13 protein-coding genes are annotated in these 17163 nt (G+C 65.5%); 11 read left to right on the forward strand and 2 right to left on the reverse strand.

What is annotated here, in order from left to right; all coding sequences use genetic code 11:
• Positions 1-17 precede the first annotated feature (17 nt).
• The 6 genes from JLK41_RS00675 to JLK41_RS00700 all read left to right on the forward strand — a co-directional run bounded on the left by JLK41_RS00675 (position 18) and on the right by JLK41_RS00700 (position 6797).
• Positions 18-3521 carry a response regulator gene (locus JLK41_RS00675; RefSeq protein ID WP_210390138.1) on the forward strand — a complete coding sequence of 1168 codons (3504 nt, stop codon included), beginning with the start codon at positions 18-20 and terminating at the stop codon, positions 3519-3521.
• Positions 3521-4330: a CheR family methyltransferase gene (locus tag JLK41_RS00680; RefSeq protein WP_037053926.1), complete on the forward strand. Its 810-nt coding sequence runs from the start codon at positions 3521-3523 to the stop codon at positions 4328-4330. The genes JLK41_RS00675 and JLK41_RS00680 overlap by 1 nt, the downstream gene beginning before the upstream one ends.
• Positions 4327-4938, forward strand: coding sequence for a chemotaxis protein CheB (locus tag JLK41_RS00685; RefSeq protein ID WP_134677572.1), 612 nt, complete (start codon positions 4327-4329; stop codon positions 4936-4938). Before JLK41_RS00680 ends, JLK41_RS00685 begins: the two co-directional genes overlap by 4 nt.
• Complete coding sequence (locus tag JLK41_RS00690; RefSeq protein ID WP_210390139.1) at positions 4932-6119, forward strand: hybrid sensor histidine kinase/response regulator; 1188 nt, start codon at positions 4932-4934, stop codon at positions 6117-6119. Before JLK41_RS00685 ends, JLK41_RS00690 begins: the two co-directional genes overlap by 7 nt.
• Before the next feature lie 175 nt (positions 6120-6294).
• Entirely contained in the window at positions 6295-6594 is a 300-nt protein-coding gene (locus tag JLK41_RS00695) for a hypothetical protein (RefSeq protein WP_210390140.1), read from the forward strand.
• A 17-nt stretch (positions 6595-6611) separates the two neighbouring features.
• Complete coding sequence (locus tag JLK41_RS00700; RefSeq protein WP_210390141.1) at positions 6612-6797, forward strand: PA3371 family protein; 186 nt, start codon at positions 6612-6614, stop codon at positions 6795-6797.
• Between the two features lie 134 nt (positions 6798-6931).
• On the opposite strand, the gene JLK41_RS00705 is transcribed toward JLK41_RS00700, so the two are convergent.
• Entirely contained in the window at positions 6932-8728 is a 1797-nt protein-coding gene (locus tag JLK41_RS00705; protein ID WP_210390142.1) for an ATP-binding protein, read from the reverse strand.
• A gap of 14 nt (positions 8729-8742) precedes the next feature.
• Positions 8743-10095 carry a sigma-54-dependent response regulator transcription factor AlgB gene (algB, locus tag JLK41_RS00710; RefSeq protein ID WP_037053914.1) on the reverse strand — a complete coding sequence of 451 codons (1353 nt, stop codon included), beginning with the start codon at positions 10093-10095 and terminating at the stop codon, positions 8743-8745.
• 211 nt (positions 10096-10306) lie between these two features.
• Here algB and JLK41_RS00715 point away from each other — a divergent pair, with 211 nt between their 5' ends.
• The 5 genes from JLK41_RS00715 (at position 10307) to pstA (ending at position 17159) form a co-directional block, all read left to right on the forward strand.
• Entirely contained in the window at positions 10307-11137 is an 831-nt protein-coding gene (locus JLK41_RS00715) for a BON domain-containing protein (protein ID WP_210390143.1), read from the forward strand.
• 67 nt (positions 11138-11204) lie between these two features.
• Positions 11205-11639, forward strand: coding sequence for a PA2169 family four-helix-bundle protein (locus tag JLK41_RS00720; RefSeq protein ID WP_210390144.1), 435 nt, complete (start codon positions 11205-11207; stop codon positions 11637-11639).
• Between the two features lie 240 nt (positions 11640-11879).
• Positions 11880-12848, forward strand: coding sequence for a PstS family phosphate ABC transporter substrate-binding protein (locus JLK41_RS00725; RefSeq protein WP_037053906.1), 969 nt, complete (start codon positions 11880-11882; stop codon positions 12846-12848).
• 185 nt (positions 12849-13033) lie between these two features.
• The gene (locus JLK41_RS00730) at positions 13034-15319 is read left to right on the forward strand and encodes an ABC transporter permease subunit (protein ID WP_150607478.1); all 2286 of its coding nucleotides are present in this window, start codon (positions 13034-13036) and stop codon (positions 15317-15319) included.
• Positions 15320-15488: 169 nt separating this feature from the next.
• A complete protein-coding gene (gene pstA / locus JLK41_RS00735) occupies positions 15489-17159 on the forward strand; it encodes a phosphate ABC transporter permease PstA (RefSeq protein ID WP_037053900.1) in 1671 nt (556 codons plus the stop codon).
• Positions 17160-17163: the final 4 nt, after the last annotated feature.

The following is a 17163-nucleotide window of genomic DNA, read 5'->3' on the forward strand; positions in this document are numbered from 1 at the left end:
ATCGAATGGACGCCCCAATGTCGAATGAGTCCGCCATGGACGAGGCTGGTTTTCGCCGAATCCTCAATCGCAATGTCGGGCTGCCCCTCGGTCTGGGGCTGGTAGGCGCACTGTTCTTCGCCGTGCTGATTGGCTACCTGCTCAACGTGATGCGCTGGGTCGAGCATTCCGACCAGGTGCTCAACCGGGCCAGCGAGGTGTACAAGCTGACGCTGGACATGGAGACCGGGATGCGCGGTTTCCTGCTCAGTGCTGACGAGAACTACCTGGCGCCCTACGAACTCGCACGCGGCAAGTTCGGCCCGCTGACCGAGCAACTCGCCGAGATCGTCGTCGACAATCCGTCGCAGATACAGCGCATCGAGCGTCTGCGCGCCTTGCAGGAACAATGGGACACCTATGCCGAGGAGGTGATCGTCAGCCGTCGCGACGGGGGCGACTTCCTCGGTGACGTCGGCAGTGGGCGCGGCAAGAACCTCATGGATGGCATGCGCCGCGAGCTGGATACCTTCATCAGCGGCGAGCGTGAGCTGCGCCAGCAGCGCAACGCCGAGGTCAGCACGGGCACGCTGTGGGGCGCCGGCACCTACCTGGTGATCAGCATCCTGTTCAGCGCGCTGCTCGCGCTGTTCGGCCGCCGCGAACTGATGAACCTCTCGAGCACCTATGCACAGGCCATGGCCAGGCAGGCGGACTTCGCGGTGAAGCAGGGCGACCAGGCCTGGCTGGGCGCCGGCCAGACCCAGCTGGCGGAACGCCTGCTCGGCCAGCCGCGGGTGCAGGAGCTGGCCGACCGCTCGCTGGAGTTCCTCGCCGAGTACCTCGACTGCGTGGTCGCGGCGCTCTATCTGCGCGATGCCCAGAGCGGCGACCTGCAACGCGTGGCCGGTTACGGCTTCAGTGAGGACGCCAGCTTCAAGGAACAGTTCTACCGGGGCGAGGGTCTGGTCGGGCGGGCCGCCCAGGGGCGTCGCCCGGTCTACCTGGACAGTCTGCCGGGCGACTACATCAAGGTCGCCTCCAGCCTCGGCGAGGGCCTGCCCGTCAGCGTCGCCCTGGTGCCGCTGCAGTCCGAGGACCGTATCAACGGTGTGGTCGAGCTGGCCTTCATGCGTCAGCTGGATGCGCGTGAGCGCGAGTTCCTCGGGGCCATCGCCAGCAACGTCGGCACCGCGCTGGAGGCTGCGCGCTATCGCCAGCGCCTGCAGGAAGTCCTGGGCCAGACCCAGCAGCTCAACGAGGAGCTGCAGACCCAGCAGGAAGAGCTGCGCGCCGCCAACGAAGAGCTCGAGCAGCAGGCCAACGTGCTCAAGGAGTCCCAGGCGCACCTGGAGACCCAGCAGGCCGAGCTGGAACAGACCAACGAGAAGCTGGCCGAGCAGACCCAGGTGCTCGCCGACCAGCGCGACGAGCTGGATCAGCGCAACACCACCCTGGGCCGTATCCAGGCGCAGCTGGAGGAGCGTGCCGAGGAGCTGCAGCGGGCCAGCCGCTACAAGTCCGAGTTCCTCGCCAACATGAGCCATGAGCTGCGCACGCCGTTGAACAGCTCGCTGATCCTGGCCAAGCTGCTGGCGGAGAATCCGGCGGGCAACCTCAACAAGGAGCAGGTCAAGTTCGCCGAGTCGATCTACTCCGCCGGCAACGACCTGCTCAACCTGATCAATGACATTCTCGACATCGCCAAGGTCGAGGCCGGCAAGCTCGAGGTTCGTCCCGAGCGCACGCAGCTGGCCGGCATGCTCGAGGGCCTGCGCGACGTGTTCGGGCCGCTGGCCCGTGAACGCGGCCTCGGCTTCGAGATCCTCCGGCAGGGCGACCTGCCGGACGTGCTGTTCACCGACCGCCAGCGCGCCGAGCAGATCCTGCGCAACCTGCTGTCCAACGCCTTCAAGTTCACCGAGCGTGGCGGTGTCACGCTGAGCGTGGCGCGGCAGGACGGCCAGACGCTGGCGTTCGCCGTGCGTGACACCGGCATCGGCATTGCCGCGGACCAGCAGGAGGTGATCTTCGATGCCTTCCGCCAGGCCGACGGCACCACCAACCGGCGCTATGGCGGCACCGGCCTGGGGCTGTCCATTTCGCGCGATCTGGCGGGCCTGCTCGGCGGCAGCATCGCGGTGGCCAGCGTGCCAGGTGAGGGCAGCACCTTCACCCTGGTACTGCCCGAACAGTTGCTGGAAAGCGTCGGCCCGCTGCCGTCGAGTGCGCTCGCGCCGGCGCCCGTGCCCGTGGCGCCGGCGCCTGTTGCACTGCCCGCTGCCTCCACTGGCGTCGTCGCACCACGCCCGCCGGCGCCGTTCGCGGATGACCGCGAGCAACTCGGCGAGCGCGGTGGCCGCCGCGTGCTGGTGGTGGAGGACGAGGTGCGCTTCGCGCGCATTCTCTTCGACCTGGCGCATGAGCTGGGCTACGCCTGCCTGGTGGCGACCTGCGCCGACGAAGGCCTGGAGCTGGCCCAGCAGTTCCGCCCCGATGCCATCCTGCTCGACATGCGCCTGCCCGACGGCTCCGGCCTGGGCGTGCTGCAACGCCTGAAGGACGACGCGCAGACCCGCCACATCCCCGTGCATGTGGTGTCGGTGGATGACCACAGCGAAGCGGCCCTGCACCTGGGGGCCGTCGGTTATGCGCTCAAGCCGACCAGTCGCGATCAGCTCAAGGACGTGTTCGGCAAGCTCGAAGCCAAGCTCAACCAGCAGGTCAAGCGCGTGCTGCTGGTGGAGGACGACCCCCTGCAGCGCGACAGCGTCGCCCGCCTGATCGGCGACGAAGACATCGAGATCACCGCCGTGGCGCTGGCCGGCGAGGCGCTGGACAAGCTGCGCGACACGGTCTTCGACTGCATGATAATCGACCTCAAGCTGCCCGACATGCAGGGCAACGAACTGCTGCGGCGCATGGCCGAGGAAGACATCTGCTCCTTCCCGCCGGTGATCGTCTACACCGGGCGCAACCTGACCCGCGACGAGGAAGCCGAGCTGCTCAAGTACTCGCGCTCGATCATCATCAAGGGCGCGCGCTCGCCGGAGCGCCTGCTCGATGAGGTCACCCTGTTCCTGCACAAGGTCGAGGCCGAACTGTCCAGCGAGCACCAGAAGATGCTCAAGACCGCACGCAGCCGCGACAAGCTGTTCGAGGGGCGGCGCCTGCTGCTGGTCGACGATGACGTGCGCAACATCTTCGCCCTCTCCAGCGCCCTGGAGCAGAAGGGCGCAACGGTGGTGGTCGCGCGCAACGGCATCGAGGCGCTGGCCAAGCTGCGTGAACACGACGACGTCGACCTGGTGCTGATGGACGTGATGATGCCGGAGATGGACGGCTACGAGGCCACCCGGCAGATCCGCCAGCAGGCGCGCTGGAACAACCTGCCGATCATCGCGGTGACGGCCAAGGCTATGAAGGATGATCAGGAGCGCTGCCGTGAGGCGGGTGCCAACGACTACCTGGCCAAGCCCATCGACCTGGACCGCCTGTTCTCCCTGATCCGCGTGTGGATGCCCAAGCTGGAGCGTCTCTGATGCCTGACGAGATCGAGCTGCGCCTGCTGATCGAGGCGATCTACCTGCGTTACAGCTACGACTTTCGCGACTACTCCAAGGCGTCGCTGAAGCGCCGCGTGCGTCAGGCCCAGGCCCAGCTGGAGTGCCCGACCATTTCCGCGCTGCAGGAGCGCATCCTGCACGAGCCGCAGGCGTTCATGCAGTTGCTGCAGTACCTCACCATCCCGGTCAGCGAGATGTTCCGTGACCCCGGGTATTTCCTCGCACTGCGCGAACAGGTGGTGCCGCTGTTGCACACCTACCCGTCGCTGAAGATCTGGGTGGCCGGCTGCAGTACCGGAGAGGAGGTGTATTCCCTGGCCATCCTGTTGCACGAGGAAGAGCTGCTGGAGCGCACCATGATCTACGCCACGGACATCAACCCGCATTCGCTGGAGAAGGCCGAGCAGGGCATCTTCGCGCTCGACAACCTGCGTACCTACACCCAGAACTACCAGCTGTCCGGTGGCAAGCGAGCCTTCTCCGATTACTACTCGGCGGCCTATGACCGGGTGCTGTTCGACAAGTTTCTGCGCAGCAACGTGACCTTCGCCGACCACAGCCTGGCCACCGACAGCGTGTTCGCCGAGACCCACCTGGTGTCGTGCCGCAACGTGCTGATCTACTTCAACCGCGACCTGCAGGACCGCGCCCTCGGCCTGTTCCACGAGTCGCTGTGCCACCGTGGTTTCCTCGGCCTGGGCAGCAAGGAAAGCCTGGACTTCTCCGCCTACGCCCAGCAGTTCGAGGCGGTCTCGCGCCCCGAGCGGATCTTCCGCAAGCGATGAGCAGCCAACGGATCAACCTGCGCGGGCAACTGCGTGCGCCGCTGCAGGCCCTGCTCATCGGTGCCTCGGCCGGCGGCGTGGAGGCGCTGTTGCAGCTGCTCGAGGACCTGCCGGCCGATTACCGGCTGCCGGTGGTCTGCCTGCTGCATGTGCCGGACCGCAACGACAGTCTGCTCGCCGAACTGCTCGCGCGGCGCCTGCAACTGCCGGTCAAGGAGGCCGAGGACAAGGAATACCTGTGTGGCGGCAGGGTCTATGTGGCGCCTGCCGGGTATCACCTGTCCATCGAGGGAGATCGCAGTTTCTCCCTGAGTCGCGAGGAGCCGCGGCATTTCTCCCGGCCGTCGATCGACATCCTCTTCGAGTCTGCCGCCGATGCCTACGGCGAATACCTGGCCGCTGCGCTGCTCACCGGCGCCAATGAAGACGGTGCGCTCGGCCTGCTGGCCGTCCAGCGAGCCGGTGGCCTGGCTCTGGTGCAGGACCCCGCCGACGCCCAGGTGCCCACCATGCCGGAAGCAGCGCTGGCGCTGTTGCAACCGGACTTCCTTCTCCCCATCGCCGCCATGCGCGTACTGCTGAATGAACTGGATGCCCCGCCATGCTAAGGAAGATTGAAGCCAAGGTGCTGATCGTCGACGACCTGCCGGAGAACCTGCTGGCCCTGCGCTCGCTGATCCAGAGCGAGGACCGCACGGTGTTCGAAGCCAACAGTGCCGACGACGCGCTGTCGCTGCTGCTCGAGCACGAGTTCGCCCTGGCCATCCTCGACGTGAAGATGCCGGGCATGAACGGTTTCGAACTGGCCGAACTGATGCGCGGCACGGAGAGGACCAAGCACATCCCGATCATCTTCGTCAGCGCCGTTGGCCGGGACATGGACTACGCCTTCCGTGGCTACGAGAGCGGTGCGGTGGACTTCCTGCACAAGCCGCTGTCGCCCTTCGAGGTGCGCAGCAAGGTGGCGATGTTCGTCGAGCTGTACCGCCACCGCAAGGCGCTGAGCATGCAACTGGAAGTGGTCGAGGCGGCGCGCCGCGAGCAGGAGGCCCTGCTCACCGAACTGCGCGAAACCCAGGCCGAGCTGCAGAAGGCGGTGCAGATGCGCGACGTGTTCATGTCCATCGCCTCCCATGAGCTGCGCACTCCGCTCAACGGCCTGATCCTCGATGTGCAACTGCGCCGGTTGCGCCTGGAGCAGGGCCGGGAGGACGCATTCACACCGGAAAAACTGCAGGAGATGATCACGCGTGACGAACGGCAGATTCGCAGCCTGAGCCGCCTGATCGACGACATGCTGGATGTCTCGCGCATTCGCACCGGCAAGCTCTCGGTGCGTCCGCAGCCGGGCGATCTCGGCGTGCTGGCCGCAAACGTGGTGGAAAGCCTGGCCGCGCAGTTCAGCGCCACCGGCTGCCAGGTCGAACTGAGGGTGGATGGCCAGGCCCCGGTGCTGATGGACGAGTTCCGCATAGAGCAGGTGCTGGCCAACCTGCTGACCAATGCGCTGCGCTACGGTGGCGGCAAGCCGGTGTCCGTGCGGGTGAGCGCCGAGGGTGATGCCGTGCGCGCCGAGGTACGCGATCAGGGCATGGGCATCTCCGAAGCGGATCAGCGTCGCGTGTTCGAACAGTTCGAGCGGGTCGGCGACAGCGCTGTCGCGCAGGGCCTGGGGCTTGGCCTGTTCATCAGTGAGCAGATCGTCCAGGCGCACGGCGGGCGTATCGAGCTGAGCAGTCGCCTTGGCGAGGGCTCCTGTTTCAGCGTCGTGCTGCCGCGTCGCGGCTGATCGTGCATTTTGCACGTGTCGTACTTCGTGCATCTTGCAAAGTGCATGGGAATGGCGCTTTGAGATTGCATTAAGTTATTGATTTATAAGGATATTTTTATTCGTTTGGTGTTGGCATGAGCGCTGCAGATTCAGTCATGTAAGTCCTCGACTGATCTGCTAATGGAGAAGCGTCATGTACATCGTCCGAATGAGCCTGTTCTGCATCACTGCATTGCTGGTCAACGGGGCTTACGCCACGGACTTCACGGGTTCGGCAGGGGCCATGGCGCGTACCGCCGAACTGACGGTGCCCAGTGCGCAGGCCTGGACCTCTGGCTCCGCCGTGCGCTCGGAGGCGTCTGGCAGCCTGCGCCAGCCCGCTGCCCGCAGCACCGAGGATGACGGCCAGTGGCTGCGCACCGCCAGCGACGGCAAGACCGCTACCGCCAACCGTGAGCCGCGCCCTGCCAGCAGCCCGCGCTGGGTATTTTGAGCGACAGGAGTCCGGCCATGTCCAGAAGCGCTTTCCTGTTGTTGATCATGACGCTGCTCAGCCTCGCCGTGCTGTGGCTGAGCCCAGGCCTGGAGGGCAGCCCTGCGCTGCTGCTCAAGGGCGCCTGCGCGCTGTTCGCCCTGGCCTTCCTGGTGGCCTTGATGCTCGGGCGTCGTATCAAGTTCGACCCGGTGCTGCGCTGACCCGTTCGTTCATCACCTGACGCCAGCGAAGACGCCACACGCAGTCTTGCGGCATTTCAGCCCTCTCCCCCAACCCCTCTCCCATGAATGAGAGAGGGGAGCCAAAGCTGTTCGCACGCAGTGCGGCGTTTTCGTCACACCGGCAGGCTGAAGTAGAACAGCGCCCCTTCGCCGGGGCTCGAGTCGACCTTGAGCTGACCGCCGTGCAGCTGGACGATTTCCCGCGCCAGTGCCAAGCCCAGGCCGACGCCGCCCTTGCGCCTGCCGACCTGAACGAACGGCTCGAAGATACGGCTCTGCTGGCCGAAGGGAATGCCTTCGCCTGCGTCCTGCACGCTGACGATGACCTGTTCGCCGCTGCGCCGTGCCTGCAGCCGCACGGTGCCGCCGGGATTGCTGTAGCGTAGGGCGTTGCTGAGCAGGTTGTCGAGCAGGCGCGACACCTGTTCGGCGTCGACATTGATCGCGGGCAGTACCTCGTGGATCTCACTGACCAGGGCGACCTCGCGCTCCTGGGCTTCGTCTGCGCAGCGCTGCAGGGCGTCCTGGATCAGGCCGGCGGGGTCCTGCGGGGTGCGCTGCAGGGTCTGCACACCGTTCTGGTAGCGCGAGAAGTTGAGCAGGTCGTCGATCAGCTGTACCAGGCGGTGCATCTCTTCGTCGACGGTGCGCATAAGGTCCTGCTCGCGGCCTCCTGCGGGCAGCTGCAGGCGTTCGCGCAGCAGGCTGAAGGCCATGTGCATGCCGGTTATGGGCGTACGCAGCTCGTGGGAGGCGCGCAGGATGAACTCGCTGCGCACGCGCTCGAAGGCGCGCTGCTTGGTGACGTCGCGCAACACCATCACCGCCCCGACACTGCCGCCCTCGCTGACCTGCACCGGCGTCAGTGCCCAGGCCAGCAGGCGCGTCTCGCCGTCGCGCTCGATCTGCAGGTCGGCGGGCGGCTCGCTGAGCAGTTCGCCGGCGAGTACCTGGTGCAATGCCTCTTCCACGGCGTGACCGGGCAGCAGCGGGCCGATGCTCTGCCCCAGCAGGTCGGTGTGCCAGGACAGCTGGCGCAACGCGACCGGGTTGGCGTGCTCGATACGGCCGTGTGCGTCGAGAATCACCAGGCCGTCGTCGATGCTGTCGAGTACTGCCTTCAGACGCCCCTGGCTGCTGAGCAGTTGGTTGAGGTTGCTCGAGTGATACTCGCGCAGGGCCTCGATCATCAGGCCGAAACGGCGGCTCAGCAGGGCCAGCTCGGCCACTGGCGACACGGGCAGGACGACGTCGTACTGGCCACGCCCGATCTGGTCGGCCGCTCGGGCCAGCAGGTCGATGGGCGCGCCGAAGCGGCGGGCAATGCCATGGGCGGTGAGCACGCCGATGATCAGTACCGCCACGCCGATCAGGGCGAGCAGGGCGGCGATCAGCTGTGAGCGTTCGGCGGCCTGCTGCTCGGCCTCGCTGACCCGCTCGATCACCTGGTTCTGCAGGTCCAGCAGGTGCTGGCGCAGGTTCTGGAAGGCTTCGCTGAAGGGATCGTAGTTGGCCAGGGCATGGGGCGACTGACCGGCGGGTGTACCGGCGCTGGCGGCCTGTACCATCCGCTGGTGCAGCACGGCCGCCTGCTCGAGGCCACGGCTGTAGCGCTTGCCCAGGTTGGCGGCGATACCTCGGTCGAGGGTGGCCACGAAGGCCTGGCGGCTGCTGGCAAGCTGTTCCGGCTTGGGCGTGTCGCCGATCAGGATCAGCAGCTCCTCGCCCAGGTGCTGGCGCAGCTTCTGGCCGATCTCCACGGCGCTGAAGCCCCGCTGGATCAGCTCGCTCTGGCTGCTGGCCATCTGCGTGACGCTGAACAGCCCCAGGAGCAGGCCGAGCAGGGCGACGGTGATCAGCGCGGAGATGCTGAGGAACAGCCGGGTGCGAAGCTTCATCGGCAGCTGCATGGTGATCCCAGGGGTCAGAGGTTGTATTGCTTGCGTTTGCGGTAGAGGGTCGAGGTATCGATGCCCAGCGTCTTCGCCGCCGTATCCAGGGTGTTGCTGCTGGCCAGCACGGCGGCGATGTGGGCCTTCTCCAGCTCCTCCAGGCTCATCGGCGCGCCGACGCGCACGGTGCTGGTCGGCGCTTCCGTACTGCCACCGAGGCCGAGGTGGGCGACCTCCACGGTTTCCTGCTGGCAGATGATGCTGGCCCGTTCGACGACGTTGCGCAGCTCTCGGATGTTGCCCGGCCAGTGGTAGGCCTGCAGCGCCGCAACCGCCTCGTCGCTGAAGGCGCAGGCCGGCCGGCCATAGTCGCTGACGAAGCGGGCGAGGAAGCGCTCGGCCAGCGACATCACGTCCTCGTGGCGTTCGCGCAACGCGGGCAGCTTGAGGGTGATGACGTTGAGGCGGTAGAGCAGGTCCTCGCGGAAGCGTCCTTCGCGGACCATCTCGTCGAGATCGAGGTTGGTGGCGGCGACGATGCGCACGTCGGCGCGGCGGGTCACCGGGTCGCCCACGCGCTCGTATTCCTTGTCCTGGATGAAGCGCAGCAGCTTGGGCTGCAGGGTCAGCGGGAAATCACCGATCTCGTCGAGGAACAGGGTACCGCCATCGGCCTGGCTGACGCGGCCCTGGGTACTCTCGCTGGCGCCGGTGAAGGAGCCGCGCGCGTGGCCGAACAGTTCGCTCTCCATCAGCTCGGCGGTCAGCGACGGGCAGTTGATGGTCACGCAGGTGCGCTTGGCGCGGCGGCTCCAGCCATGAATGGCGCGGGCCAGTTCGCCCTTGCCGGTGCCGGACTCTCCCAGGATGAGAATGTTGGCGTCGGTGCCCGCGACCTGGCGCGCGGTCTCCAGGATCGCCATCATCGCCGGGCTGTGCGAGTCGAGGCCGTCCTTGGCCTTGCGCACCTCGCCCTCCAGGGCCTCCAGGCGTGCGGCCAGGGTACGCACCTCCAGCTGCTTGGCTGCCGCCAGGCGCAATTGGTCCGGGGTGCAGGGCTTGACCAGGTAATCGGCGGCGCCGGCCTGGATGGCATCGACGGCGGTGTCCACTGCCGAGTGCGCGGTGACGATCACCACGCGCATCCAGGGCGCCTGGATACGCATCTGCGCCAGCAGCTCCAGGCCATTGTCCTCGCCCAGGCGCAGGTCGAGGAAGCACAGGTCGAACACCTGACGCTGCAGCAGTGCTTCGGCCTGTGCCGTGCTGCTGGCGCCGGCGACGTCGTACCCCTCGTCCTCCAGGCAGTAGCGGAAGGTGCGCAGGATTGCGGCTTCGTCGTCCACCAGCAGGATGCGTCCACTGGTCTGCTCTGAAACTGCCATGTATGTGCTCCGTCTGACGAGTCGATGCAGCTTAGTCAGGTAAAAACCGTGCAAGTTGCACGGCCTGACCGCGCCGATGCTGCAGCCTGCATGCAGGCAGGGTGCCTTTATTGTTTTTAACTTGTTGTTTTATAACGAATTTAATTGATTGTATCGGCTGGCACGGGGCTTGCGATATTCCTCTTGTCCTTTCATGAGCAGGAGTGAATCCATGCCCCGGTTCAAACCCTTGCTGCTGGCCACGAGCGCTGCGCTGATGCTGAGCCTGACGCCGCTGGCCAGTCAGGCAGCTGACGGTCAGCTGGCCGCGCAACTGGCAGCCGCGCGTCAGGAAGGCTCCATCTGGACCGCCTTCGCGCTCAACCGTCATCTCAATCCGTTCAAGCTCGACATCGAGGTGGAGGCTGGCGAGGCCACGCTGACCGGCAAGGTCGAGAACGCCGTGCAGAAGGACCTGGCCGAGCAGGTGGCCCTGAGCATAGAGGGCATCGACGCGGTGGACAATCGCATCGAGGTCGCGGGCGAGGCCGCCAGCGGCAACCCGCCGGGTCTGGTGCAGCGTCTGGAAGACGCCAGCCTGGCCGCCACCGTGAAGTCCAAGTTGCTGTGGAACAGCAACACCCGTGGCCTGGACATCCAGGTCAAGAGCGAGACCGGTGCCATCACCCTCAGCGGCCGTGCACAGACCCCGGCGGCCAAGGAGCTGGCCGGCCAGCTGGCCGCCAACACCGACGGCGTGCGCGAGGTGTTCAACCACCTCAGCATCAGCACCGCCGACAGCACCAGCAGTGAAGTGCAGACCGCAGTGGATGAGGCGCGCGAGGACATCAGCGACAGCTGGATCACCAGCAAGGTCAAGGCCAGCTTCCTCTATAGCCGCAACCTCGATGCGCTGAACATCTCGGTGAACACCGACGATGGCCTGGTGAGCCTGCGCGGCAGCGTGCTGAGCAGCGCCGAGAAGCGCCTGGCAGTCGAGATCGCCCGCAACATCCGTGGTGTGCGTGGCGTGGATGCCGACGCCCTGCGCATCACCGGCTGAAGCTTTTTTCATCCTGACCGCAGGCGCGGTCAGCCATCCGCAAGTCCCATCGCCAAGGAGTCATTCCATGAGCAGCAAGACCGCACAACTCAACGAACTGATCGAGATCACCCGTGACGGCAAACGCTTCTACGAGCACGCCCACGAGGAGGTCAAGGACATCCGCCTGCAGGCGCTGGTCCGTGACATGGTCCGCGCCAAGACCGAAGTGATCGACGCGCTGAGCGTCAAGGTCGCGGCCAACCAGAGCGAACCGGCAGCCGGCGGCACCATGCTGGGCAAGCTGCGCCAGGTGTACGCCGATACCCGCGCCACCCTGGCCAAGGACGAAGAGGCCACCTACGTCGCCCAGCTGGAAGAGGCCGAGGACCGCATCCTGCACGCCTTCGAGGACGCTCTGGAGGACTCGGACAACGACGTCCGTGCGCTGCTGGCCGTGGAGATGCCCAAGGTGCGTGCCTGCCATGACCGCATGCGTGCGCTGAAGCAGAACATGCAGTAACGCCCAGCGTCAGCCCCGAGCCCCCGCACGCCTTGCGTGCGGGGGCTTTTCATTGGCTGTCCGGCAGCGGGCGAGCGCTGCTCATCCGCAGGTTGCGTCCTCGCGGCAGGCCGCTTTGCATCGTTGCAATGAAAAGTCATCAGCGTTCATTTAACTGTCACATTCGTTTCATAGAGTGTTCACGTGGCCTGCAGATACTTGGGCCCGTTCCATCCAACACTATCCTGCTAGGAGCAAGGCATGAAACTGAAGCGTTTGATGGCGGCCCTGACTTTCGCCGCCGCCGGCGTAAGCGCCGTATCTGCTGTAGCCGCCGTCGACCCGGCTCTGCCGACCTATGAGAAGACTTCCGGTGTATCGGGCAACCTGTCCAGCGTCGGCTCCGACTCGCTGGCCAACCTGATGACCCTGTGGGCAGAAGAGTTCAAGAAGAACTACCCCAACGTCAACATCCAGATTCAGGCCGCCGGTTCCTCCACCGCGCCGCCCGCGCTGACCGAAGGCACCGCCAACATGGGCCCGATGAGCCGTCCGATGAAGGACAGCGAGCTGCAGGCCTTCGAAGAGAAGTACGGCTACAAGCCGACCGCCGTTCCGGTCGCCATCGATGCCCTGGCGGTATTCGTGCACAAGGACAACCCGATCAAGGCCCTGACCATGCATCAGGTCGACGCGATCTTCTCCAGCACCCGTCTGTGCGGCGAAGACAAGGACCTGAAAACCTGGGGTGACGTTGGTCTGACCGGCGAGTGGGCGAGCAAGCCGATCCAGCTGTTCGGCCGTAACTCGGTATCCGGCACTTACGGTTACTTCAAGGAAGAAGCTCTGTGTAAAGGTGACTTCCGCGCCAACGTCAACGAGCAGCCGGGTTCGGCTTCCGTGGTGCAGTCGATCTCCAGCACCCTGAACGCCATCGGTTACTCGGGCATCGGCTACAAGACCTCCAGCGTTCGCGCTGTTCCGCTGGTCGACAAGAACGGCCAGGTAGAAGAAGCCAACGAAACCAACGCGCTGTCCGGCAAGTACCCGCTGGCTCGTTTCTTCTACGTCTACCTGAACAAGGCGCCGAACCAGCCGCTGAGCCCGCTGGACGCCGAGTTCGTCAAGCTGGTGCTGTCCAAGCAGGGTCAGGAAGTGGTGGTCAAGGATGGTTACATCCCGCTGCCGTCCAAAGTGGTCGAGAAGACCATGAAGGAACTGGGCCTGTAATTTCAGTGCCTGACGCCGCCGACCCGCTGATCTTCGGCTGATGGTCGGAAGAGCCCGCCACTCGATTCGAGTGGTGGGCTTCGTCATGTCAGGTGACTGTAACCTTTCTGTCATACAAGCTCGCTAGATTGACAAGCCTGGACAGCCCTATGCGCTGCACTTGAGCCCGCGCAGAGACTTCTCGCATGAATGACTTGGCAAACGAATCCGTGAATCGCTCTCAGAATCCGCTGGGGATCGACTTCAATACCCCCGCCCTGCAACGCAAGCGTCGCCTGCGTGCCCTCAAGGACCGCATGGCGCGCTGGTACGTCTCCGTCGGTGGCCTGGCGGTGCTGGGTGCGATCACCCTGATCTTCTTCTACCTGGCGCACGTGGTACTGCCCATGTTCCAGGGCGCCGAACTGGATGCGCGCAAGGTTCAGCAGCCGGCCTGGCTGGCTGACGCCCCGGCGCCGCTGATGCTGGCCGTCGAGGAGCAGAACCAGGTGGCCATGCGCCTGGACGCCAGCGGTGCGGTGCAGTTCTTCGAGCTGAAGAACGGCGAAGCGCTGCTGCGCGTGCAGCTGCCGCTGCCGGAAGGCGTCAGCGTCGCCTCGGTCGCGCAGGACCAGCCGGGCAGCCGCCGCGTGGCGCTGGGCCTGAGCAATGGCCAGGCGCTGGTCATCCAGCACAACTACAAGATCACCTACCCGGACAACGTGCGCACCATCGCGCCGCGCATCGACTATCCGTACGGCGAGACGCCGATCGAGGTCGATCCGCAGGGCCGCCCGCTCGAGCACGTGGCGCTGAACCTCAACAGCGGCACGCTGATGCTGGCAGGCTCTACCGGTAGCGAGCTGCACCTGATCAGCCTCGGTCGCGAGGAAAACCTGTTCACTGGCGAAGTGAGCGTCAGCGAAGAGCGCATCGCCCTGCCGCAGATCGGTGAGCCGATCAGCCAGCTGATCCTCGATCCCCGCCAGCTGTGGCTGTACGTCCTCAATGGCGACTCCAACGCCGATGTCTTCGACCTGCGCAAGCGCAGCCTGAATGGCCGCTACCAGCTGCTCAAGGACGCCTCCAACCGTGTCACCAGCGCCACCAGCCTGCTGGGCGGCATCTCCATCATGATCGGCGACGCCAAGGGCGGCATCCAGCAGTGGTTCATGGTGCGTGACAAGGACGGCAAATCCACCTTCCAGTCGATCCGCAGCTTCCAGCTGGGCAGCAGCGCGGTCACCCAGATTCTTCCCGAAGAGCGTCGCAAGGGCTTCATGGCGCTCGACGAGAGCGGCCTGCTCGGTATCTTCCACAGCACCGCGCACCGTACCCTGCTCAAGGAACAGGTCGCCGACGGCAAGGCCGCCGCCGCCCTGTCGCCGCGCGCCACCCGCGTGCTGGTCGAGTCCGACGGCAAGCTGCAGCGCTTCGTGGTCGACAACCCGCACCCGGAAATTTCCTGGAGCTCGCTGTGGGGCAAGGTCTGGTACGAGAGCTACCCGGAGCCTGACTACGTCTGGCAGTCGACTTCCGCCAACACCGACTTCGAAGCCAAGCTGAGCCTCTCGCCGCTGGCCTTCGGCACGCTCAAGGCAGCCTTCTACGCCATGCTGCTGGCGGCACCGCTGGCGGTCGCCGCGGCGATCTACACCGCCTATTTCATGGCGCCGCGCATGCGCACCAAGGTCAAGCCGGTGATCGAGCTGATGGAGGCGCTGCCGACGGTGATCCTCGGCTTCTTCGCCGGCCTGTTCCTCGCACCGTTCCTGGAAAACCACTTGCCCGGCATATTCAGCCTGCTGTTGCTGACGCCGCTGGGCATCCTGCTGTTCGGCTTCATCTGGAGCAAGCTGCCGGAGGCGGTGCGTCATCGCGTTCCCGATGGCTGGGAAGCCGCGCTGCTGATCCCCGTGGTGATCGCCGTGGGCTGGTTCTCCATCGCGATCAGCGGTCACCTGGAAAACTGGCTGTTCGGCGGCAACATGCGCCTGTGGCTGTCCAATGACCTGGGCATTCCCTTCGACCAGCGCAACGCCCTGGTGGTTGGCCTGGCGATGGGCTTCGCGGTGATCCCGAACATCTACTCGATCGCCGAAGACGCCGTGTTCAGCGTGCCCAAGAGCCTGACCTTCGGCTCGCTGGCGCTGGGCGCGACGCCCTGGCAGACCCTGACCCGCGTGGTCATCCTGACCGCCAGCCCCGGTATCTTCTCGGCGCTGATGATCGGCATGGGCCGCGCCGTGGGGGAAACCATGATCGTGCTGATGGCCACCGGCAACACGCCGATCATGGACGTCAACATCTTCGAGGGCATGCGCACCCTGGCGGCCAACGTCGCGGTCGAGATGCCCGAGTCGGAGGTTGGCGGCACCCATTACCGCGTGCTGTTCCTGGCGGCACTGGTGCTGCTGATGTTCACCTTCGTGATGAACACCCTGGCCGAACTGATTCGTCAGCGTCTGCGTACCAAGTATTCGTCGCTGTAAAGAATGGCCTGCGCAGCAGGCCAACTGATGACCCTCGCCCATTGATGGGAGAGGGTGCCCGAAGGGCGGGAGAGGGCCGTGCGAACAACGCCGCGACCCGCTCCCCCGGCCCCTGTCCCGCCAGCGGGAGAGGGGAGGTAAAGAATGATTTCATTCAAGGTGTGATGCCGTGAAACAGAACAACCTGAAATCCTGGTACAAGAGCGGCGCCCCCGGCGTGTGGATGAGCGGCGGCGCGGTCGCCATCGCCATCATCATGACCCTCGGCCTGCTGGCGGTGATCGCCACGCGCGGCCTGGGGCACTTCTGGCCGGCGGATATCATCGAGGCCGACTATCAGGTGCCTGGCCAGGAATCCCGGGTCATGCTCGGCGAAGTGGTGCAGGCCGAGGAAGTCCCGCGTGCCCGTCTCGCTGCGGCCGGCCTGCCGGTCGCCGAAGAGGGCGGCGAATTCATGACCCGCGAGCTGCTCAAGGTGGGTAACCGCGAGCTGTTCGGCGCGGACTTCACCTGGGTCGTCGGCGAATGGCTGAGCAACCTGCGCAAGCCGGCGGACATCACCGTGCTGGAGCGCCGCGAGTGGGGCAACTTCTACGGCAACCTGGTCAACGTCAAGGAAAGTGGTCAGCTGGTCGCCGAGGGCGATGCCGCCTGGGCCGAGCTGCAGCAGCGCCTGGAGCGGGTCGACGAGCTGCACGCCCAACTGGTGCGCCTGGAGAAGAGCGACATCGGCCGCATCAACCATGGTCTGGAGCGCATTCGCCTGGAAGGGCGCAAGCTGCAGCTGCAGGACAAGCTGGACGCTGCCGCCCAGGCCGACATGGACGCTCGCCGCGATGCCCTGAATGCCGAGTACAAGGTGCTCGAAGAGCGCATGGTGGCGCTGACCCAGCAGATCAACCGCGACAGCGTGACCCTGACCGCCAGCGACGGCCGCCAGACCGAGATCGCCCTGGGCAAGATCGTCCGCGCCTTCCGTCCGAATGCCATGAGCAGCGTCGACAAGCTCGGCTTCTACGCCATGAAGGTGTGGGAGTTCATCAGCGACGAGCCGCGTGAGGCCAACACCGAGGGCGGCATCTTCCCGGCCATCTTCGGCACCGTGCTGATGGTCATGCTGATGGCGGTGATCGTCACCCCGTTCGGTGTGATCGCGGCGGTCTACCTGCGTGAGTATGCCCACCAGGGCCCGCTGACCCGGGTGATCCGCATCGCCGTGAACAACCTGGCCGGCGTGCCCTCGATCGTCTACGGCGTGTTCGGCCTGGGCTTCTTCGTCTACGTGCTGGGCGGTTCCATCGACCAGCTGTTCTTCCCAGAGGCGGCGCCAGCGCCGACCTTCGGTACGCCGGGCCTGATGTGGGCCTCGCTGACCCTGGCGATTCTCACCCTGCCGGTGGTCATCGTCGCCACCGAGGAAGGCCTGGCGCGTATTCCGCGTGCGGTGCGCGAAGGGTCGCTGGCGCTCGGTGCGACCAAGGCCGAGACCCTGTGGAAAGTAGTGATTCCGATGGCCAGCCCGGCGATGATGACCGGCCTGATTCTCGCCGTGGCGCGTGCCGCCGGCGAGGTGGCACCGCTGATGCTGGTGGGCGTGGTCAAGCTGGCGCCGAGCCTGCCGCTCAACGCCAACTACCCTTATCTGCACCTGGATCAGAAGATCATGCACCTGGGCTTCCACATCTACGACGTCGGCTTCCAGAGCCCCAACGTAGAAGCGGCCCGCCCGCTGGTCTATGCAACCGCGTTGCTGCTGGTGATCGTCATCGCCCTGCTCAACCTGACCGCGGTCTATATCCGTAACCACCTGCGCGAGAAGTACAAGGCGCTGGATCATTAAATTC

It is taken from the genome of Ectopseudomonas khazarica, from assembly GCF_017915135.1.
GTDB lineage: Bacteria > Pseudomonadota > Gammaproteobacteria > Pseudomonadales > Pseudomonadaceae > Aquipseudomonas > Aquipseudomonas khazarica.